This window comes from Spirosoma daeguense (assembly GCF_054776875.1).
This window is the reverse complement of sequence record NZ_BAAHBF010000005.1, coordinates 271210-294227: the sequence shown is the minus strand read 5'-3', so window position 1 is coordinate 294227 and position 23018 is coordinate 271210. Positions and strand designations below refer to the sequence as shown.

Genomic DNA, 23018 nt, shown 5'->3' with positions numbered 1-23018 from the left:
TAAGCTGTAATCAAGGCCATCCGTCCGATTTGGTACATTATTTACGTAGCCTGAACGATGTTATCTCATCATTCATTTTAACAGCATTCGTTAATCATTAAAAAATGGTTAAATCACCAACGAAACCAGCGACCCGGCAGCCAAGTTCATCCAGTCTGCAGGCGCTGGATGTGGCCAATTTCTTTTTAGCAGACGTTCGGGATGGGCTGGGTCCATATCTGGCTATCTACTTATTAACGACGCTGCATTGGGATGCGCAGAATATTGGTATCGCCATGTCGGTGATGGGTATTGCTACTGTGGTGGCCCAGACACCGGCAGGCGCATTGGTTGACCGAACCCGTCAGAAACGTATTTATTCGATCATCGCATCGCTTCTAATTGCTTTTGCTGCCATCATCACAATTACTTTACCGACTTACCCTGTGATTATAGGCGGGCAGGCCATCATGGGCGTAGCAGCCGCCTGGTTTGCTCCGGCCGTTGCCGCCATTACGCTGGGACTGGTTGGGCCTAAAGCTCTGGATAAGCGGGTGGGACGTAATGAAACCTTCAACCATGCTGGGAACGTATTTGCCGCTTTGCTGGCGGGATTGCTAGGCTACTACGTCAGCACAAAAGGGATTTTTCTGCTGCTGGCCGGAATGTCGGTCATGAGTAGCCTGTCAATCTGGCGCATTCAAGAAAAAGACATCGACCATCAACTGGCGCGAGGCTGTACGGAGGAAGAGGATCAGAATAAAGACGACAAACCATCAGGTTGGCAGGCCATACTCCACAATCGGTCGATTCTCTTTTTTGCGCTGGCCTGTGTGCTTTTCCACTTTGCCAATGCCGCCATGTTACCGCTGCTTGGTCAGCGACTTGCTCGGGGAATCAGTGCAGGAGCTTCATCGGCCTACATGTCGGCCTGTATCATTGTGGCGCAGATCGTGATGATTCCCGTCAGTTACCTAACCGGAAAATTAGCAGCCGGTGGACGTAAGCGGTTGTTAATCATTGCCTTTGCTGTATTGCCCATCCGTGGCTTGCTCTATACCCTCACGAGTGACCCGATGTTGCTGGTTGCCATTCAGATTCTGGACGGTGTGGGCGCGGGGATTTTCGGCGTATTGTCCATCCTAATTGTCTCGGACCTGACGCGCGGGTCAGGCCTGTTCAACACTACACAGGGAGCCATTGCTACAGCCGTTGGGTTAGGGGCTTCGCTCAGCAATGCGTTTGCCGGAATGTTGTTGCAACAGACGAGTTACCATGTTGCTTTTTTGACCCTGGCCGCCCTGGCCGTCGTCGCTCTGGTCGTACTCTGGTTTTTCGTGCCGGAAACGAGTTCACAGGCGAGCTGACTTCTTCGGAACACATATCGGCACTGGCTGATCAATTCCTCACTACTACTGATTGACACAGAGTATATGACCAACCTTCCACTGAACAGAATACCAGTTTACCTACTAAGTTTATATTTTGCCGCTACGCTTACTGGCTGTATGACATCACGACAGATGGCATCCATGTTGGCAAAAGTGGCAAGTGATAATTGTGCAATTGACTCCAGCGGTACGTCGGGCTATGTCTTTCACCCTGTTGATTTACTGTCTGGCTCAACGGACGATTCACTGCTTCGGCAGCGTTACGGTGAGCGTGGGCTTCGGATGGCGCAAGCCGTAGGACTTACGCCCTTGTTGGTACGCGCTACGTTGCTGGAACGGGAACAAACCTCCGATGGACCAGCCTCGAACGAATACCTGACGATACGTCAAAAAATGACCGATCAGCTTCAATTGGCCAGCTTTGATATTGCCACGGCGGTTGCGCTGGTCGACTGCGACAGCAAACGGGCTACCTTAACCGCTACGTTACTCACTCGGCAGGAAAACAGCCGGGAAAAGATTCTGACTATTAGTGCAATCACGACCGGTGCGCTGACGGCCTTAGCGGTTGGTATGCTTAAATTAGGCAGCCATGATAATGCTGGTGAGTGGGTCGGTATTGGGGGCGGCCTGTCGGAAGCGGGTCTGGGTGTTACGTCCCTTTGGCAAAAACCTTGCAAAGCCGATTATCGTCACTTGCGCAATCCGCTACGGGATATATGGACGCATCCGGCCACATCAACCGTTTTTCCTCCGCTGGTCTGGTACTACGTTAATAAACCGAAATCGGCCGGTAGCCCCCCGTTGATCGATGCCCTGCGGAGCCGATGGAACATTATGTTGTCGCTCGATACGCAAGCGAAGCAGGCACGTCACCGTAAGCGACAGGAAATCGATTATTTTGGCGACGGGGATTTTTACACCGCTGAAGAGCTAACCGTTCGCTCGACTATGCTGGGCCAACTAGCAACCGAACTTCAATTAATGAACAATGATTTAACTATACTGCTCAATGAAATTGTCAGACAGTCCCGGAAGCGGTAGTTAATCGATAAGTCGTTTTATCAAAAGCCAGTATGCTGGATTGTTAATCATCAATCTGGCGTTTTCAATTGACACAGATAGGCGGCTAGTCTTTTTCATGATTACGAGAGGGTAGAGGTCTGGCTCCCTCAACAAATGCCCCGAAGGGTTGTCTGAGAACAGGTAGGAAACAAGGACACAACTATGCAAGGAAGACCGCCGATGAAGTTTATATAGTAGAAATAATAAAACGAACACCAACAATGTATTTTGAAAAAAATAGGAAGACGGTTCTTTATTTACCCATTATTGTTTTCCAGTCAAATTGATCTTTGTGGGCTCTGTTCCATGTTGACAACTCGATGAGCATAGCTCTTAATTTACCGCTGCTTAACCACTGACCATTGACAAATACACCCGAAATTTTTCGGGTATTGGCAATATCTTCCAGTGGATTGGCATCCAGCAAAACCAGATCGGCCAGTTTCCCCGGTTCAATTGTTCCCACCTGACTGCTCACTCCCAGCCAAATGGCCGACAATCGGGTAGCTGAAGCCAGTACTTCTTCAGAAGTTAACCCGGCTTTTGCTAACAACTCCAGTTCATCATGTAATGAAAACCCCCACACCACCCCCGAAACTCCGGCATCCGTTCCGGCAACTATCGGCACGCCAGCTTCTTTAAACGCACGTACTAGGTGACTATGAAATTGGATCAATTTATCGAAATAAGCGACTCGTTCCGGACTAGTATTCTTGTTGTAATTGTTGGCCGTTAACCATTTGCTTTGCAGTAGCGGATGCACATAAGATAACGTTGGTAACGCTTTTATACTATCCAGCGAACGTACCTGATCGGCGATTCGAACAATTGCCGTTAGCGTAGGCGATAGCCAGGTTCCGTTTTCTCTGGCCAGCTCTGCAAATTGCTGGGCTTCCTGATTACTAAAATTTCTGGCCTGCTTGGAGAATTCCTCAGCATGGGCAACCAGTCCAAAATGAGGGACAAAAGCTTGTTTCAGCTTTCCCTGAAACGCATCAGGTATATGCCCAACCGTCTTTAATCCGAGTTTTTTGGCTTCATCTACAATGGCGATAAATGTTTCGGAGCTTAACTTCGAGTAGAGCTTTATAAACTCATATCCTTCATTTTTGGCATCTCGAACGGCCTGACGACCATCTTCCGCTGTATTCGCTATTCTGCCCGGCCCGCTCCCCCCATTAATGAGAGCGGCCAGCGCCATACGAGGTCCTATCACGTAGCCTTTTTCGACTTCCTTCCGTTGATAAAAGGACTCTGTACTGGCATTCAGATTGAATATCGTGGTCACCCCATTCGTAATATAGGGGGTCATGAGATGTTGTGTGTTGAAGGTAAAACTGGGTGGTTGGGTTGGCAAAGGCGGATTGATGGAAAAATCGGCCAGCGGGTGAACGTGCATATCAATCAGTCCTGGAATAAGCCATTTCCCTTTTCCGTCAATGACGACTGCATCGTTGATAACCGCTCCGTTAATCGATTCGATGTGATTATTCGTAATAACCACTTTGGCATGATAGAGGACTTTATTGGGTGAGGTCATCTGAATGACATTCACGTCGTTGATGAGGAACGATCTATGGGAAGAGGTCTGGGCTAGCAGGCCCGACGTTGTCAGAACAAGCAGGGTTGTGAGAATTAATTGGTTCATAGATAAGCTCATATCTCAAGAAGCGATCATAACCTAGTTCTTCGAATAAACACAAATCAATCGATAGGTTAACTCCCATACTCAGGTCTAAATCTGCTATTGTCAAGCATTTGAAAAGACGTTGATGGTAGTACTTTTTTTACTGGAGAATGTTCAGCCTGGAATTAATTCTATCTTAAGGGAATCTTCATCTGGCGAGGTCACCTTTGGCTAAACAAACAAATAAGCCAATGAAAAGAACCCTTTTATCCGTTGCCGTTCTGGTAATGCTGCTCACCGCAAGTTGCAGTAAAACGGCGATGGTTCCCGATCAAACTCAGGCGACTGAAACCAGTGTGCTTTTTGGTGCTCGTGTGTCAGCGGGTTTAGTTGCCTTGCCAACTTCAACACTACCGGCGTCGGTAAAAAATTATCTGGATCAGAACGTATCGGGCTATACGCTGATACGTGTGGAAAAAATGATTCAGCCCGGTACGACGACCTATTGGGGAACGAAAGTGACCGTCCTGCAAAATGGCGTTCCCGTCGATTATTTCTTCGATACGAATGGCTCGCCAACGAACCGGCCTGCCGGGCCACGGGGAGAAGTCGTTACACGCCTGACGGCTGGGCAACTACCCGCTTCGGTAAGCAGTTACCTCAATCAGACGTATGCTGGTTATCAGCTTGTTGTTGCTGAATCGATGCGGATTAGTGGAGCTGTGCAGGAGTACCGAGTGCAAATTTTGACTAACAATCAACGGGTCGACGTTCATTTTGATGGTAGCGGTACGTTTCGCGATGCGCATACGGCTCCCGGTAATCTGAACACGACGCACTCGGTCAACTACGTATCGCGGGATAATCTGCCGGATGCTGTCAAAACCGCGTTGAGCAGCACCTACTCGAGTTATACCTACGGGTGGTCCGAGCAACACATTCACGACGGAACGACTACGTATGATGTCAAGCTATTTATTAATAGCCAGCCCATCGTGTTGCATTTCGATACGGCAGGAACACAGGTTGCTCCAGCGGGTCCGGGTGGGCCAGTCGGACCGGGTTCAACAACGGCAGTGGCTGGCCCAGGGCCGAAGCCAGGTGGTCCAACTCCGCCTGCATCAGGTACGACTACTCCACCTGCATCGGGAACGGTTACCCCACCTACTGCGGCTAATCATCAGTTTATTCTGGATGCCACTAAATTACCATCGGTCATTACGTCGTATTTGCAGGCCAATTTCAGCGGGTATAAATTTCTAGCGGCAGACATGCACACTCCCCCGACGGGAACCACGGGCGAATACAACGTCGATCTGGCTATTGGGCAGCAATTGTACAAACTTCGATTCTCAGCATCCGGTGAGTTGTTGAAGGCCGAAGCAAAAGGGTAATTAGTGCCACGTCACACTAACCAATAAAACCAGTCTCCAAAGGGGGCTGGTTTTATTGGTTAGTAAAGTGAACCTCCGCCCGGAACGTATCATTTATTGCACTGACCGAAAGCGTACCACCCATCAGCCGAACAATCTGGTGGCTAATCCAGAGGCCCAACCCATAGCCATCGTGGCGGGTATCGGCCTGATAAAACTCGCGCGTCAGGCGGTCCGGGTCGGGGATGGGAACGCTGGTCAGGTTGGTTAGTGACCAGATAATCATGTCGTTTTGTGCGGTGATGTTCAGGTCAAGCTGGGTATTTGGTCGGGCATACTTAACGGCATTGTCGAGCAGGTTCAACAATACGTTGGTCAGCTTGTCATGGTCAGCGCGGACGGTGAGCGAAGGAGCCGCATCGTCCAATTGCACCGACAGGTAAAGTTGCCGTTGGTTAATCGACGAATGATAACGTTCTGTTAGCTGGAGCGTCATATCATCGAGTTCGATGGCTTCCGGGCGGAGCTGCAGCGTACCCGCCCGAAGCTGACTCATCGCCAGTAAATCATCGACCAGACGGCTTAATCGTCGTAGCTCAGCCAATTGGCTGGCTAGAAAATTCCGTTCGCGGTCGTTGATGGCTTCCCGTTGGGCCACTTCGATTTCGGTACGCAGGATGCTAAGTGGGGTACGTAGTTCGTGCGAAGCGGCTGCAAAAAAGTTGTGCTGGGTATCGACGGCCTGCCGGATACGAGCCAGCATGTCGTTGATTGTCTCAGCTAACTCCTTCAGCTCATCGTTCGAATTGGGTGTCGGGATGGGGGTAACCTCTTCGGCGAGGTTGACAGAGCGGGCCGAGGTGATGATGGTTTTTAGTGGACGTAGCAGCCAGCCACTTAGTATCCAGGCACCCAGGCCAGACAGCATCATACTCAACAGAAGAGTAATGATTAGTAACCAGCCAATCCGTTGTAGCTGACGGGCCAGCGGCCGTTTGCTATGTCCTACGATAGTCGTCAGCCTGCCGTAGCCGCCTTCCGCATTTCGAACGTAACGGGCCAGTTGAAACGTATCGAGCTGCATGGCCGAGCTATTGCCCATGTTGCCGGGATTCACCGGGAAGTTAGGCGACTGGTAAAGCCGTTTGGAGAACCGTCCTGTCGTATACCACAGTGCCAGCATTTCGCCCCGATCTGGCAGGGGAATCACCAGCGGATAGAGCGAGGTTCGCTCGGATAGCCGGATGGCCCGGTCGGTCATGGCCCGGTTTTCCTGTTGAATCAAGACCTTTCTTACTTCATGAAACACATAGGTAGCTGCCCCCGCAAAGCCTAGGAAGAACGTGAGGCCGAAGACCAGACCAATCTTTACCCGAATACTACGTACTGGCCGAAACACTACCATAGACGCTAAAGATAGAAGGGTTAATTAATCTCAAGCGTTCCTTTGAGCCGGTAACCAACGCCAACGACCGTTTCGAGTAGGGGCGCCGTAAAGCCCCGGTCAATTTTTTTACGAAGCTGATGTACGTGGACTTCTACTACGTTGCTACCCCGGTCGAAATCCGACTCCCACACTTTTTCGGTCAACTGCGCTTTCGAAAGAACCCGTCCGGCCTGGCGCATGAGCTGCTCCAGCAGTTGGTACTCTCGGGGTGTTAGCGTAATGGGCTGGCCTGCCCGACTGACCTGACGACTGGCCAGGTCCATAGTCAGATCGTCTACTCGCCAAACGGCCAGTCGACTTCCGGCATGGCTGCGCTGTACCGTACGAATCCTGGCCAGCAGTTCGTCCAGTTCGAAGGGTTTACGGAGATAATCGACGGCACCCAAATCCAGCCCCTCGACTACGTGTCGGGACTGATTAAGCGCACTTAGTATCATGACTGGCGCGTCGATACCAAACGCCCGCAGCGTACGTAGCACATCGAAACCAGTTGTTCCCGGCAACATCAAATCCAGCAGAATTAACTCGTAACTACCCACTGCGGCCTGTTCGAGACCAGCGGCTGCCGACAGTGCAGTATCGACCGTATAACCGGCCTGTCGAAGGCCTTTTTGCAAGTGCAAAACGAGTTTTTCTTCGTCGTCGATCAGCAGAATTTTCATTAGAGTGCAAACGTTTGGCCTCGGATGGTTAGTGAAGTAGGATGTAACACGGGCCGACCAGTTTGATTGACAAAGCCTTCTGCGGTTCGTTCAAATCCGGTAAACCCTACTCGCTTGACCCCGTCCAGCAGTGAGCTTATTTGTTCAATCTGATGGGGTTTTAATTCAAGTAAATACTTATCGGTCAGTAGAGCTGTTAATCGTCCCTGTTCATCGTATAGCTTCTTCACCAGTGGCCCCTCAGATTGCACCAACTGCCCCGATTGGGGTGGAGGTGGCGGGAAATCGGCCAGTTGAAACGTGATGCCTGATTTCTCGTTACGGAGCCGAATCAACCGGTAGGTTATCGGTATCGTTCTGTTTTTTTCTTCCGTCTGGATGCCGGGCACTGGCCGGGCTAGTCCGGGCGCTACGTCGGCAGTTACTTGCTGCCCGGTTGCGGCTATCGGTCGGATACGAGCGGCTGCATGAGGTGGGAAAGATAAGTGAACTTCCCCCGTTGCTATTCGTAATCGTAGTCCATCATAATCACCAACCCGGTTTGCCAGATAGCCAAGCACCCGGCCCGAAATGGACGTAGTTGTCTGGGCTACTGCTCGCATCAAACTCAACAGCAGGAGAAAGAAAGTAATAAATGAACGTAGTGATTGGGTCATAGGCGACAATTGGTGAATACGCATTCAATAGGATTACCTTTTTAGTCAGAATATGTTTTGATTAGCGAGCCATCAGAAATAAATTAATGACTGGTTACTAGGTAACTAACCATCTTATCGAACCAACTGGACAACGCCCTGATAATTTGTCAAATCACCGTTAGTTAGTTCGGCCTGAATCGTGTAGGGATAGACGCCTGCGAGGACCTGCTGCCCCTGATACCGTCCGTCCCAGCAACGGGTTTGGTCCGATAGTGCGACGTTTTCCTGATGATAGATCACTTCGCCCCAGCGGTTGTATATCGTCATTTTTCGGATCTGTCGAATGCAGGAATTACCCTTAATCTCCCAGAAATCGTTCATCTGATCGGCATTGGGCGAGAATGCGGTGGGCAGATACAGGCCACACGGAACGACAGTCACCGTAACGGATTTTTCCTGTCTGCAAATCCCGCTTTTATCCGAAACCTGCACAACGTACTGTGTGTTGGCCGATGGATTTGCCCAGGTTTGCGCGCAGGTGGGGCAACTTAAGCGATCGGCAGAACGCCACTGATAGGTATAGATACCCGATGGCGTTGCCACTACGTCTAATTGCGTACTATCGCCCTGGGTGATCGTTACGTCAGGGTTGATTTGGATAGCCAGTTGATTGATAGTTAGTCTAGTAGTAACCACGCTATCGCATCCCGATGGACTGGTGAAGTAATTGACATACGTACCGGCCTGGCGATACGTTGAATCGCCAACGGTCAGGCTGCCCCCTTCGCAAATGGTTACATCCTGTTTTGAACGACCTATCGGTTTGACGGTCAGGGTTAGTTTGACGGTGCTGTCGCACAGGGCGGTGTGGGTGATGGTGCGTGTGAACTGACCACTGCTGCGGTACGTCGTGTCACCCACCACAAACCCGTCGCCTTCACAAATGCTCTTTACCACTGTGGTTTCGACGGGCTGAAAACGAATCTGATGGTCGAGCTGGAATTCGCAACTTGCGTTCAGGCTGGAGAACGGCGTTATTTTGACCCAATATTTCTGGCCGACTGCTGCTTTCACTCGAACCGAGCGAGTGGTCTGACCGGTGTTCCAGGTGTATTTTTCAAAACCGTCGGGAGCATTCAGGATAACGTAACCTTCCGCATCGGGGCAAGCCGACGCTGGTTTTATTTCCGATTTAAGGCACTGTGCATCGAAATAAGCGTAGCCAAAGTGACCATTATGTGTACAGCCGTGCGCTGTCACTTCCACTGTGATACGTTTCCCTACGTAATTGCGCAGGTCGATCGCCCCAACGGTCCAGTTGCGGTATTGGATATCGCCCTGCGTCTTGAATCCATCGACCGTACCGGCAGCTGAAACCTGCACATCGTAAAAGCTACAGGGCAATTCCTGATCATCGCTATCGGTAATTCGGATGGTGAAGCCTGGTTTTTCGTAAGCCTCGTGATTGGCATTTTGCAAAACAACGGCCAGCTTATATTGAAACAACGTATTGTCGGCCGTAACGAAAAACGACCCTTTAATACGGTCAAACCGGCTCCCACGGGTTACGTTGCCAATACGAATCGAGTGCATACTGCCGGGTGCGACCATCGGGATTGCCTCAGTAGTTATTTTGGGATCGTTGCCATCGCTCAGGCTTGTGATTCGGTGTCCGTTCTCAAGCGTTCCGGTAGTTTCGCTTTGAAAGACGACCAGTTGCCCCTTATTCGTTACCTGTCCATTGGTCAGCGTCCAGCCGTCGGTTTTTCCCAGTTCAAAGCCAATGTTATTACAATCGAGCTGGGCAAAAAGTGGTGTACTGATTGCGGGTAAGAGAAAGATAAGGTAGATCGTTCGTTTCGTGCCCAACGTAGTTAGTAGTCCTTGGTTGAGGAGGCTAAATACGTTGGGTGGTCTAAGGATGAGCTTAGGATAAGATTAAATTGTCTTAAGGTCTTCAAAATCCGATTGAGTTTGCCACCACTATCAGTGCTTTGCGGTTGGGCAGCCGCGTTCATTTAGACTAACTCCCAAAAATGTAACATAGCCAATTAATCATGTAACATGCTTTTGTTCGTTTTTGGATTATGTCAATATACTTTTGTCCTCAGTTAGTATTGGATTGATTCATATTACCTGAAAAGATACATACAAGCGATAGTCGCAACAGAGAAGTTAACGTAGAGGAAATAACTCTGGATGCTTTTCAATGTGTTTAAAAGTAGACCCGTTGTCATGTGGACGGTATGGAAAAGTCACTAGAATAAGGATAACTTAGTTGCTGAGCCTTTATGCAGGTAGATGATTTAATGGCAAAGCAAAAAGTATATTACATGAATCAACGAATCCTATTCCTTATTTTCTGGCTGTGGTGTTCTTACACCGCGCTGGCCCAATCCGATAAATTGTTTACGGTCGAAAACGGTTTATCGGGTGGTGTGGTCAGTGATATCCATCAAGACCGTAGTGGTTTTGTGTGGGTAGCCACTGAAGACGGCTTAAATCGGTTCGATGGGAACAAATTCACAGTATACAGGCACGATAAAAAAAACGACACCGGAATACTGAATAACCTGCTTCAAACCTTGTTTGAGGATAGAGCAGGTAGAATGTACGTCGGTTCAATCGATGGTTTGCAGTATTACAACCCGGCCAGTGATTCCTTTCACAATATTCCCCTCAAACTGGATAATGGAGACGTCATTAGCACGCGTATAGTAAGTATGTGCCAACGAAAAAATGGGGATATTCTGGTTGGTACCTCAGGGTGGGGCATCTTTAAACTCACCAGAAATAGAGAACAACTTTGGGCCCAAAAAATCATTCTAAATATTCCCAGCGAGCTGATTATCAAGATTTTCGAGGACATTAATCAGAATTTATGGGTATCCACCGAAGATAAAGGACTGTATCGAATTAACGGCTCCACGGTCAAGGCCTTCTTTGGATACAAAAAAGTGCAGAACAACGTAATAAAAAGTATTTGTCAGGATCGGTACGGTCGTCTATTTGTTGGTAACATGAGCAGCGGGCTGTATCAATATGCACCTGCCAGTCAATCTTTTACTGCCATTCTGTATAATGGAGGTACAGATCTTCCGATTGAGGAGTTGCTCGTGAATCGGAACAACCAGATTGTTATTGCCACCAGTGGAAAAGGCCTCAAGTATTTCGATCCGGCAACCAGCAAAATTCTCGACCTGAACACGAATGTGACCACCTTCGATTTTTCTAAATCCAAGCTGCATTCAATTCTGGAAGACAAAGCGGGGAATCTATGGATCGGAATTTTTCAGAAGGGTCTGTTGCTGCTGGCAGGTAACCCAAATCGGTTCAGTTACATAGGCTACAAGTCGGTTAACCGCAATTCTATCGGCTCAAGTACGGTCATGTCTTTATTCCAGAATACCGAAAAAGCGATTTGGGTAGGTACTGACAACGATGGCTTATATACACTTTTGCCTGGCACAACCACCAGTATACACTATAAACCTGATACCGAAAAGGGGCCTGTACCATCCAATATCATGGCTATTTACGAGGACTCCAAGAAAAATGTCTGGCTTGGTTCCTATCTAAGCGGTCTGGTGCAATTCAACCCAAAAACAGGAAAAAGCAGCTACATCAGTAAGATTGTCGATAAGAACGGCGATAATGTTCAACGGGTTTTTAGCATTAAAGAGGATTCCCAGCAGCGGCTTTGGGTGGCTACGATGGGTTCCGGCTTATTTTCTCTGGATCTCCGCTCTGGCAACGTCAAAAACTTTGACGCGCTGTCCAGCAAATTGTACCGGCCAACCGACAATTATATTCCGAATAGTTGGATCAACTGTCTGCTCATCTCCAAAGACAATAAGTTGTTTATCGGTACATTCAACGGCCTGGCCTGTCTGGATCTGGATACAGAAAATTTTGTCTCCACGTTTGGTCGTAATAGCCTTCTAAGGGGCGTTGTCATCTATTCGCTGTTCGACGATGATAAAGGTAATCTGTGGGTAGGCACATCTCAGGGGTTGAAAAAAATTAGTCGTTCAACCGGGCAGGTTACCTCGTTTGATATGGATAATGGTTTACCCAGCAATCTGATCAGTGCCATCCGGGGTGACAACGACGGACATTTGTGGCTGAGTACTAATCGAGGTTTGTCCAGAATGGATATGGAAACCAATACGTTTGTCAATTTCTATTCGGCCGACGGACTTCAGGATAATCAATTTAGTCAGGGGGCATCCATCGAAACGGACAATGGTGAGCTTTACTTCGGTGGCGTAAATGGAATTACCCATTTTAAACCGGATGAGATACGTATCGCCAACAAACGGCTGTCGGTGCAGATTGTGGATCTCTACATTCATGATAAGCCGGTCCGAAAGGGGACAACATCAGGTGGTTATCAAGTAATCGACACAACCGTCAATAGTGCCCGCGAATTTCACTTGTCGCATCAGGATAACTCATTTACTCTGGAGTTTTCCACTATGGATTTTATTGATGCCGAACGCGTCTCTTACCTGTATTCGATCAATAACAATAATTGGGTGGCGTTACGTCCAGGGGCTAACCGATTAACCTTCGACAATTTAGCACCGGGAACGTATGTGTTTCGGTTAAAAGCGAATGCTACGAATGCCGTATCGGACCAGCATCAGGTAACCATCGTTATTCACCCCGCCTGGTATTTATCGATCTGGGCGAAGATTGTTTATGGCTTACTGCTCCTGCTCCTATCGGGTTTAGTGTACCGGATGATCCGTAATCGACGACGAACCCAGGAGGAAAGGCTGGCTCATCAACGACTCGAAGAGGTCAATGAAGCTAAACTCCAGTTTTTCATCAACATTGCTCATGAGATACGTACTCCACTGACACTAGTTGTCAGTCCGCTGCAAAAACTGATTAGTCAGGATCAGGATAAAGACCGTAGGCACTTGTATGAGATTATGGGGCGTAATACAAAACGTATACTGGATCTGGTTAGTCAGCTAATGGATATCCGCAAGATCGAAAAAGGACAGATGACCCTGCAGTTGGCCAGAGTAGATATCGTGCACTTCATCAATGAGACCTGTCAGTTATTCGAAGAGCAGATTCAGGACAAGCAAATTCACTTTGTTACGGATTTTCCGGCAGATTCAGTTTTTGCCCGTATTGACCCACTGAATTTTGATAAGGTGCTTATCAATATCCTGTCGAACGCATTCAAGTTTACGCCGATCGGTGGGACAATTAGGGTAACTCTGACAGTAAAGCCATCTATTCAAAAATTAGATAAGAACAAACAGAACTTGGTTATTTCAATCGAAGATTCTGGCCAATGTATTAATGAGAGTGAGACAGAACGGATATTCGATTGCTTCTACCAATCGGCCGACCACCGGGACTATAATCAATATGGTACGGGCATTGGCCTTCATTTGGTAAAGCAACTCGTAGAATTACACGGCGGGACTATTAAAGTCCAAAATAAAGAGTCTATCGGCTGCTGTTTTGCGATAATGCTCTCTGTCGACGAGGTTATTCCTGCTGAACTCCCAGTAGTGGTCCCATTTACACGTATTGTCCAACGCTTACCCGAACCTGAAGAACCTATAAAAGCGCGAATCAGACGGAAATCGAGACGTGTGGTGGTGGTTGATGATGACAGTGAAATATGCAACTACCTTTTCGACGAATTATCAGAAGAGTACAGCGTATTCTCCTATGCTAATGGAGAAGAAGCCTATAAAGGGATAGTGAAAGAGAAACCTGATCTGGTTGTTAGTGATGTAATGATGCCCATTATGGACGGAATGACGCTTTGTCGTAAAATGAGAGCCAACCCGCTGGTCAACCATATACCAATTGTTCTCTTGACCGCCAAAACCGAGGAGTCAAGTAATGTTCAGGGGCTCGATATGGGAGCAGATGCTTACATCACTAAACCGTTCAATATTGACATATTATTAAAAACTGTTAAGGGCCTGATCCGAAACAGGCAGATCCTGAAGAACAACGAAAATGAACAGCAGTATCAGGAGGAGTTCATTTCAAAGATCAGTATAAAGGCTGCTGAAGAAAAGTTATTGGAGAAAGTTCATTTGGTAATCAACAAGAACTTGAATAACCCTGATTTGAGTGTTGAAATGATCGCTGGTGATATAGGCATCAGTCGGGTGCATCTGCATCGTAAACTCAAGGAGTTAACGAATTTAACAACCCGAGACCTGATCCGAAACATTCGGATGAAACAGGCTGCGGAATTGCTAACCATTAAAGGGCTAAGTGTTTCAGAAGTCTCATTTGCCGTAGGTTATGCGAACGTAAACAATTTTTCGGTGGCGTTTAAGGAGCTATATGGTGTATCTCCAACAGGGTTTTCAGAGCAATATGCAGTAACAGAAAGGTTTACTTAACGGCTACATGTTCAATTCCTGTTTAATGCTGATTTTACGTAAAACGTCAGCCCACACATATACGATCCCTGTCTTAGTCCAGCACTACATTCTCATTCACTATGACCGAAAATTGCTTTACAAATCCACCTTTACCGGTCAGCTCAACGATACGTCTTTTCTGGGGAAAAGTCGGCTTATGTGTCTAACTATGGAGTCTACGTTTGAAATCGTTGTTAACCTAGGCATCACTCACAATCACAATTGTAACTAAGTATCCCTTAACCCCTAATCCAACCTTTTACCTATGGAATAAAAACTATCCTTTTCAGCAGAAAAGCGATAGTGCTACCAACACTATCGCTCGAAAGTCCCTGAATGTGTCAAATACACACATTTGCTCTTTAATAAGAGAAGAGACCAGTTTCTTGTCATTTCTACCAAAAACAACAAAAACGCATAAATGTATGCAATACCCGTACATCAATCACATTGATTGGATCAGGATTATAAAAATTTCCAGCCTGCAACTTTTGCTTGCCCTTACCCTAACCCATGTGGGCTTTGCACGTAACGGTAAAGCGAAGGAACTTCTGAATCGAAGAGTTAGTATAGCTGCTGAAAATGAGGATGTTGGATTGGTAATTCGGCGGATTGAAAAACTGACGAACGTTCAGTTTCTGTTTAGCCGGGAGATTATTCAGTCGAAGCAGAACGTGAACTATCAGGCCAAAAACGAACAGCTTTCGCAGGTGTTGACGCAGATCTTGTCTCCACTCAATTTAAGCTATGAGATAGCCGGGCAACAAATCGTTATCAGAAAGGAGAGCGTTTCCGCTGTTATGCTGCAGAAAACAACCTCCGGTGAGGTTAATCTGGAACAATCACAGGATATTCAGATAACCGGTCGGGTTACGGCTGAGAACGGCGAAAGTTTGCCGGGCGTCAATATTCAGATCAAGTCGACCCAGCGCGGAACGACAACCGACGGGAATGGTACGTACCGGATTAGTATTCCGGATCGGAATACGGTCCTCGTTTTTTCCTTTATTGGCTACCTGAGCCAGGAAGTCACCGTAGGCTCGCAATCGACCGTCAACGTTACGTTGGCTGCCGACGATAAAACCCTCAGCGAAGTAGTTGTGGTCGGCTACGGTGTGCAACGCAAACGCGATGTTACGGGATCGGTCGTATCGGTAAATGAAACAACCCTTAGAGAAGTTCCCGCCCCGAACCTGGTTAACCAGTTGAAAGGCCGGGCAGCGGGAGTAACGATCGTCAGTAACGGATCGACGCCCGGTTCACAGGGGCAGATCCGAATTCGGGGTAACCGTACCCTGACGAGCGGCCAGGGCTCGAACAGCGATGGGCTAGACGGTCCGCTGGTTGTCGTTGACGGAATACCTTACGGTGGACTGAATGACATCAACCCGGATGATATTGCCAGTCTGGAAATTCTGAAAGATGCGTCGGCTACGGCTATTTATGGATCGAGAGGATCGGGTGGCGTTATTCTAATCACGACCAAACGGGGTAAAGTTGGCAAGCCTGTATTCAGCTACGATGGCTACCACGGTGTGACCAATGTTATGGGTAAATTCAACGTGATGAATGGACAGGAATATGCCCAGTTTAAAGACGATGCGACCAAGTATAACCGCACCAGCCCCGGCACGACTGCTTATCCGCTTACCCAGAAAGAAAAAGACGCGCTGGCGGCCGGTATTTCAACTGATTGGCAGGATTTACTATATAAACAAGGCTTCAATACCAATCATCAGCTAGGCATGGCTGGCGGTACTGAAACAACGCAGTACTCGATGGGACTAGGTTATTTCAACGAGACGGGGATTATTCCCAGTCAAAAGTTTGAACGCTATACTATCCGGGCAACGATTGACCAGCGTATTGGCAAACATATCAAGTTTGGATTGAACACACTGAATACGCTTACCTATACGAATACGCCCGGTGGTGGCGGTGTTCCGGGTGGGCTTGTACGGTTAACTCCGTTGGCAGCGCCTTACAATGCCGATGGTACGGTAAACCTGTTTCCGGCAGAAGGCTCTATAGATGCCGCTACGATCAGCCCATTGACGATCATTACCAAAAAAGACGCCTACCTGGGCCGTACCCGTTCGATACGTACCTTCAATAGCCTATACGCGGAGGTGAATATCCTGTCTGGGCTGCGGTACCGAATGAATGCTGGGTTGAATTACAGCCAGTCGAACCTCAATAATTATGGTGGTCCACTGACCTATTTTAACAACGCGACAGTTCAGTCATCGTCTACTGCCGAGATCAGTAACACCGAATACTGGGACATCAACCTCCAGCACCTGCTATACTACGACAAGACAATCGGTAAGCATAAAATTGGCGTTACCGGGCTATATGAAATTACCAAAAACCACTCGCTGGGCAGCCGCTTTACGGTAACCGGAGTTCCGGCCGATTACATCAAGACGTCTAATTTCTCGTTGGCATCCGGAACGCCGGTTGCTCCTTCGGACTTTGGTAACTCATTCTCGGAACTCGGTTTGCTCTCCTACATGGGCCGGGTAAACTATAGCTACAACGACCGCTATCTGTTGACTCTGACGCTGAGACGGGATGGTTCGTCTACGTTGTCGCCTGGAAATCAATATTTTAATTACCCGGCTATCGGCGCAGGGTGGAATATTATCGAGGAGGGATTTATGAAGGAAATTCCCGTTATCTCGAATCTGAAGCTACGGGGTAGCTGGGGTTTATCCGGTAATAGAAACGTAGGTGCGTATGCTACTCTGGGTGCGTTATCGGCGGGCTATTACAATTTCGGTACGGGAACCGCCGGACAGCAACTGGCCTATACCGTTACAAGTTTACCCGCTACAAGTTTGGGCTGGCAATCGACATCACAAGTAGATCTGGGTATCGACTTTGGCTTCCTGAATAATCGCATTACGGGTTCGGTAGACTGGTATCATCAGCAAACCAAAGACATTCTCTTGTCTGTGCCGCTGCCAGCTAGCAATGGGGCTGGTTCGACCCTGAAAAACCTAGGACGGACGGAAGGCAAAGGGTTGGAAACGGCGCTGACGTTTGAGATTTTCCGGAACCCGAAAGGATTTAACTGGAGTGCCGATCTTACTTATTTCTTTAACCGGGAGAAAATTACGCAGCTCACGACGCCAGCCGAACAGGCTAACCTGGGCGCAGGCTGGTTTGTTGGCCAACCCCTTTCGGTCATCTACGATTATAAAAAGATTGGTATCTGGCAGACATCGGATAAAGAAAACGGTACGTTGGCCAAGCAAACCTCACCCGTTCAGTTTCCGGGCCAAATCCGGGTAGAAGATGTAAACGGCGATGGGAAAATTGATCCGGCTGATCGTCAGATTCTTGGCAACTTTCAGCCCAGCTGGGAGGGAGGCCTGACCAACCGCTTCAGCTTCAAAAACTTCGATCTGTCGATTGTCACTTTTGCCCGTATGGGTATGAAAGTAATCGTGCCGTATCTGACTGGTAACTCAACAGGTTCAGGCGGTTTTGCCTTCTTCAATCAGGCCCGGGTAAATCAGGTGAAAACCGACTACTGGACCGAAACGAACCCGACTAATGCCTACCCAGCTCCCGATGCCGGTCAGGCAGTTGCCTGGTTTGGATCAACCTTGGGGTATTATGACGGGTCGTTCATTAAAGTTAGAAGTATTAATCTGGGCTACACCTTTTCCAGCGCGCTGATCCGGAAAATCGGTATGAATTCCGCCCGGGTTTATTTTAACGCCACCAATCCGTTGATCCTTTATTCACCCCTGGTGAGCCAGAAGCTGGCCATCGATCCGGAAGGAAACGGCTATGCCAGTGGTCAGTCGACGCTGAATCCGCAGAATGCCAGTGAGCGCGGTACACCCGAGCGGCAGATTTCCGTAAACCTGAACAACCCACCTGTGCGTCAATTTACTCTGGGGGTCAATCTTAAATTCTAATCATTGATCGAACAATGAAGACAATAAAAATTTGGTCTATAGTTGGCCTTGCAGCGTTGCTTAACACGGGCTGCGAAAAAATACTACAGGAAAACCCGCAATCTCAGATTGTTCCGTCTTATTTCAACAGTCCATCCGGCGTATTGGGCGGCATTGCCGGTGTCTACAATGACATTCGCGGCCAGTGGGGCACCGAAGGGTTCACGGTAGAGATGCAGGCTGGTACCGACGATTTTATACAGGGGTCAAGTAGCGGAGGGGTTCCACCTTACACGTATAATGGACTAAATGGAAGTAACTTCGGTGCGGCCTGGGGCACAGCTTTTCAGGATATTAACACCATCAACGGCGTACTCAAATACGGTCAAACGATCGATCTGCCGGAAGCAACCCGGAAGCAATACCTGGCACAGGCTAAGTTTCTGCGGGCATTCTGGTACTTCTATCTGGTGCAGACCTGGGGCGACGTACCACTGAGCACCGAATTCATTACGGTTCCCTCACAGGCGGCCTCTCGTCAACCAGCGGCTCAGGTTTACGAGTTAATTATCAAAGATCTAACCGAAGCGGCTGCTGATCTGCCCAATACGCCAACGGCTCCTTTTTTGGGCAAAGCGGCCACCAAGCCCGTTGCCCAGTTTCTGCTCGCCAAGGCATATCTGACCCGTGGCTGGCTGAACAATACAGCCTCGGATTTTACGCAGGCTGCTACCCTTTGCGCCGATATTATTGCTAATAAATCAACCTACGGACTCGATTTATGGCAGGATTTTGGCGATGCCTTTGTTCCGGCCAATGACTATGGAAAAGAAACCATGTTTGTCAGCGATCACGTACTTGATCCAAAATATGGCTATTATAAGGTAGGTGCTGCGGAAGGGGGCGGTTTTGCTAATAATTTGTCGCCCTGGTTTACGAACTGGAATTACCCCAACTTCAGCGGCATTAACTCTTATAAAAGTGCAGCGGGAACGATTGTAAATAACGGTACGTCGCTGATGATCCGCGATTCGCAGTATGGACGTCCCTACAGCCGTATGCGTCCAAACAGCTACAAATGGCCATCTGGGGCCAATGCTGGTAAGAATTATTTTCTGGATCAGGCATTCACAAATCGAAACGTTGATTCACGATTTATAAACTCGTTCTATACCGTTTACATCGCCAATACGTCTGTTACTAATACAGCCAACGCGGCTAATAACAGCCGAGGAATTGGGTATACAACCGTAGTTGGCGCGGATACAGCCATTTGGATACCTGATTTTGAGGTAGCAGGAGCGCCACAATTTGTTGGGACGCGTCCGTTCAAAGGCATTGTTGTTCCTCCGAGCTTATGGGATAATAATGTTTTCCCAGCTTTGAAGAAATTCATGGACCCCAGCCGGGGCGCCAACTTCAACGACCCCTCAACTCGCCCCGTTGTAATGTATCGCTTTGCCGATGTATATCTGACTGGTGCCGAAGCGTATCTGAAAGCGGGTGACGCGACAAGAGCAGCCGCTCTGTTGAACGTAGTAAGGCAGCGAGCCGCTTACCGAAAAACGAACACAGCGGCTCAGAACGCAGCGGCTGTTACGGCCATGACCATCACCGCAGCTGACGTAACGGTAGACTTTATTCTGGATGAGAGAAGCCGCGAATTATTCGGTGAATGGCAACGGTGGCACGACCTGGTTCGTACCCGTTCGCTGGTGCGTCGCGTAAAAGCTTGGAATCCAGAGGCTGCACCTTATGTCCAGGATTTTCACATGCTACGTCCCATTCCGCAGTCGTCGCAGATAGACCGGGTAGTGGATGGGCCGAAGTTTCCACAGAATCCTGGCTATTAATTGCCATAACAAAGTGCGTTCGGAGAGGTATACGAATTATTTATTCTTGTACCTCTCCGAATCTGAAGTAGGTGTTTCCTCTGTACGATGATGCGATCATTCCTTTCTCTTTTTTTACTGATTATCTCAACGACTGGCTATGCACAAACGAAGTCAGTTCTAAAACTTTGGTACAATAAACCCTCCGGGCAAACCTGGGAAAATGCGCTGCCCATCGGCAACGGTCGGCTGGGAGCGATGGTGTATGGGAACGTAGCGAAGGAAATCATTCAGTTGAATGAACAGACGGTGTGGTCGGGTAGCCCGAACCGAAACGACAATCCCGATGCACTGGCTGCTTTGCCCGAAATCCGGCAATTGATCTTTGATGGCAAACAGAAAGAGGCCGAGCAACTTGCCAATAAATCCATCATCACCAAAAAATCGCATGGGCAGATGTTTCAGCCCGTGGGCAATCTGAATCTTACTTTCGACGGATCAGACAACGTAACGAATTATTACCGCGAACTTGATATTGAACGGGCCGTAGCAAAAACGTCCTATACCATCGGAGACGTAACGTATACGCGGGAAGTTCTGGCCTCGTTTCCCGACAATGTGATTGTGATGCAACTAACCGCCAGCAAACCTGGTAAGTTGTCGTTTTCCGCTTCTTTTTCCACCCAGCACAAATCGTTCGACATCAAAACTACAGCTACCAACGAACTCACACTTTTCGGCACTACGTCGGACCATGAGGGTGTAAAAGGCATGGTGAAGTTCAAAAGTATCGCCCGAATTAAAACGTCGGGCGGTACGCTAGCGGCCAACGATACGTCGCTCACGGTGAAAGACGCTAATGCGGCAACCATCTACGTAGCGATTGCCACAAATTTTAATAACTATAAAGACCTAAGTGGAGACGAAAATGCGCGGACTGCTACGTATCTAAACAAGGCTTTTTCGAAATCCTTTGCAACCATTCTGAATCCGCACGTTGCTACGTATCAGAAGTTTTTCAATCGGGTTAAGCTCGACTTGGGCGTTACGGATGCGTCCAAACTGCCCATCGATGAACGGCTGAACAACTTTCGTTCAGTCAACGACCCACAACTCGTTACGTTGTATTATCAGTACGGGCGGTATCTGCTGATTTCGTCCTCGCAACCGGGCCGCGATGGTACGCTGGGCCAACCGGCCAATTTACAGGGAATCTGGAACAACAAAATGCGCCCGCCCTGGGACAGTAAATACACCATCAACATCAACGCCCAGATGAACTATTGGCCCGCCGAGAAAACCAATCTGGCCGAACTTCACGAACCGTTTTTGCGGATGGTCAGGGAGTTGGCTGAAACGGGGCAGGAAACGGCTAAGGTCATGTATGGCGCCGGGGGCTGGATGGCGCATCACAACACCGATATCTGGCGTACAAACGGGGCGGTCGATGGTGCTTTCTGGGGCATGTGGACAGCGGGTGGCGGCTGGACCAGTCAGCATCTGTGGGAACATTACCTCTACAACGGTGATCAGACGTATCTGATATCGATTTACCCGGTTCTGAAAGGAGCCGCCCAGTTCTACGCCGATTTTCTGGTTGAGCATCCGAAATACCACTGGCTGGTGGTGAACCCCGGTACCTCGCCCGAAAACGCACCGAAAGCGCATGGCGGCTCGTCGCTGGATGCGGGTACGACAATGGACAACCAGATTGTCTTCGACGTATTCAGTACGGCCATCCGAGCCGCCGAACTGCTGAAAAAAGATAAGGATTTTGTCGCATTGCTGAAGCAGAAACGTAGCAAACTGCCGCCCATGCACATCGGGCAACACGGTCAGTTGCAGGAATGGCTGGAAGATATTGACGATCCCAACGATAACCACCGGCACGTATCACATTTATATGGCCTGTTTCCGTCCAATCAAATTTCGGCCTACCGCACTGCGGATTTATTTAGTGCCGCCAAAACGACCTTAACGCATCGGGGCGACGTATCGACCGGCTGGAGCATGGGCTGGAAAGTGAACTGGTGGGCCAAACTTCAGGATGGTAACCATGCTTACGCGCTGATTCAGAATCAACTAACGCCATTGGGCGTCGTGAAGGGCGGGGGCGGTACGTATAACAACCTGTTCGATGCACACCCTCCGTTCCAGATCGATGGCAATTTTGGCTGTACGTCGGGTATCACAGAAATGCTCATGCAAAGCACTGATGGTAGCCTTCAGTTACTGCCCGCCCTGCCCGATGTCTGGCCAACGGGTAGCATCAGCGGCCTACGGGCACGTGGTGGTTTTGAAATCATAAACCTGGAATGGAAAGATGGTAAGGTTACAAAAGCCGCCGTTAAATCGAATCTGGGTGGCAACCTGCGCCTACGTATACCGAATGCCGTGAAAGTCAATGGCGGTATGTTGAAACTGGCATCAGGACCAAATACAAACCCGTTCTATACAGTGGAAGAAACGCCAGCGGCCATTAAATCGGCTCAGGCCAACGTAACACCTTTATCGCTGAAAGAAACGCTGGTTTATGACTTACCGACGCAGCGCGGGAAGGTGTATACGCTGTTGATGGAGTAGGTTTTTTGTCATCCCGACGCAGGAGCAATCTTCGGTAAAGAGGTAGTTTGGGTATCATCCGAAGATGCTTCTGCATTGGGATGACAAAAAAGCGACG

12 protein-coding genes are annotated in these 23018 nt (G+C 48.7%); 7 read left to right on the top strand and 5 right to left on the bottom strand.

Translation table 11 applies throughout. The features are described 5' to 3' along the window. The first annotated feature begins 104 nt into the window (after positions 1 to 104). Together ACYVD4_RS17545 and ACYVD4_RS17540 are read left to right on the top strand one after the other, a co-directional pair. Complete coding sequence (locus ACYVD4_RS17545; RefSeq protein WP_460948021.1) at positions 105 to 1346, top strand: MFS transporter; 1242 nt, start codon at positions 105 to 107, stop codon at positions 1344 to 1346. 66 nt (positions 1347 to 1412) lie between these two features. Then, positions 1413 to 2414 (top strand): hypothetical protein, encoded by a 1002-nt coding sequence (locus tag ACYVD4_RS17540; protein ID WP_460948019.1) that lies wholly within the window; start codon positions 1413 to 1415, stop codon positions 2412 to 2414. Positions 2415 to 2688: 274 nt separating this feature from the next. Here ACYVD4_RS17540 and ACYVD4_RS17535 read toward each other — a convergent pair whose 3' ends face one another. Beyond that, on the bottom strand, positions 2689 to 4083 hold the full coding sequence (locus tag ACYVD4_RS17535) for an amidohydrolase family protein (RefSeq protein WP_460948017.1): 1395 nt from the start codon (positions 4081 to 4083) through the stop codon (positions 2689 to 2691). 230 nt (positions 4084 to 4313) lie between these two features. Here ACYVD4_RS17535 and ACYVD4_RS17530 point away from each other — a divergent pair, with 230 nt between their 5' ends. Beyond that, positions 4314 to 5456 carry a PepSY-like domain-containing protein gene (locus ACYVD4_RS17530; RefSeq protein WP_460948015.1) on the top strand — a complete coding sequence of 381 codons (1143 nt, stop codon included), beginning with the start codon at positions 4314 to 4316 and terminating at the stop codon, positions 5454 to 5456. Positions 5457 to 5508: 52 nt separating this feature from the next. Here ACYVD4_RS17530 and ACYVD4_RS17525 read toward each other — a convergent pair whose 3' ends face one another. From ACYVD4_RS17525 to ACYVD4_RS17510, 4 genes are all read right to left on the bottom strand, one after another. Beyond that, positions 5509 to 6840, bottom strand: coding sequence for a HAMP domain-containing sensor histidine kinase (locus ACYVD4_RS17525; RefSeq protein WP_460948013.1), 1332 nt, complete (start codon positions 6838 to 6840; stop codon positions 5509 to 5511). Positions 6841 to 6860: 20 nt separating this feature from the next. Next, positions 6861 to 7544, bottom strand: coding sequence for a response regulator transcription factor (locus ACYVD4_RS17520; protein ID WP_460948010.1), 684 nt, complete (start codon positions 7542 to 7544; stop codon positions 6861 to 6863). Then, complete coding sequence (locus tag ACYVD4_RS17515) at positions 7544 to 8224, bottom strand: hypothetical protein (protein ID WP_460948008.1); 681 nt, start codon at positions 8222 to 8224, stop codon at positions 7544 to 7546. The genes ACYVD4_RS17520 and ACYVD4_RS17515 overlap by 1 nt, the downstream gene beginning before the upstream one ends. Positions 8225 to 8314: 90 nt before the next feature. Beyond that, positions 8315 to 10051 (bottom strand): gliding motility-associated C-terminal domain-containing protein, encoded by a 1737-nt coding sequence (locus tag ACYVD4_RS17510; protein WP_460948006.1) that lies wholly within the window; start codon positions 10049 to 10051, stop codon positions 8315 to 8317. 464 nt (positions 10052 to 10515) lie between these two features. On the opposite strand from ACYVD4_RS17510, the gene ACYVD4_RS17505 reads away from it, so the two are divergent. The 4 genes from ACYVD4_RS17505 to ACYVD4_RS17490 all read left to right on the top strand — a co-directional run bounded on the left by ACYVD4_RS17505 (position 10516) and on the right by ACYVD4_RS17490 (position 22921). Continuing rightward, a complete protein-coding gene (locus tag ACYVD4_RS17505) occupies positions 10516 to 14574 on the top strand; it encodes a two-component regulator propeller domain-containing protein (RefSeq protein WP_460948004.1) in 4059 nt (1352 codons plus the stop codon). A gap of 446 nt (positions 14575 to 15020) precedes the next feature. Beyond that, entirely contained in the window at positions 15021 to 18527 is a 3507-nt protein-coding gene (locus ACYVD4_RS17500; RefSeq protein ID WP_460948002.1) for a TonB-dependent receptor, read from the top strand. 14 nt (positions 18528 to 18541) lie between these two features. Further along, on the top strand, positions 18542 to 20359 hold the full coding sequence (locus tag ACYVD4_RS17495) for a RagB/SusD family nutrient uptake outer membrane protein (protein WP_460948000.1): 1818 nt from the start codon (positions 18542 to 18544) through the stop codon (positions 20357 to 20359). 90 nt (positions 20360 to 20449) lie between these two features. Beyond that, positions 20450 to 22921 (top strand): glycoside hydrolase family 95 protein, encoded by a 2472-nt coding sequence (locus ACYVD4_RS17490; protein ID WP_460948609.1) that lies wholly within the window; start codon positions 20450 to 20452, stop codon positions 22919 to 22921. Positions 22922 to 23018: the final 97 nt, after the last annotated feature.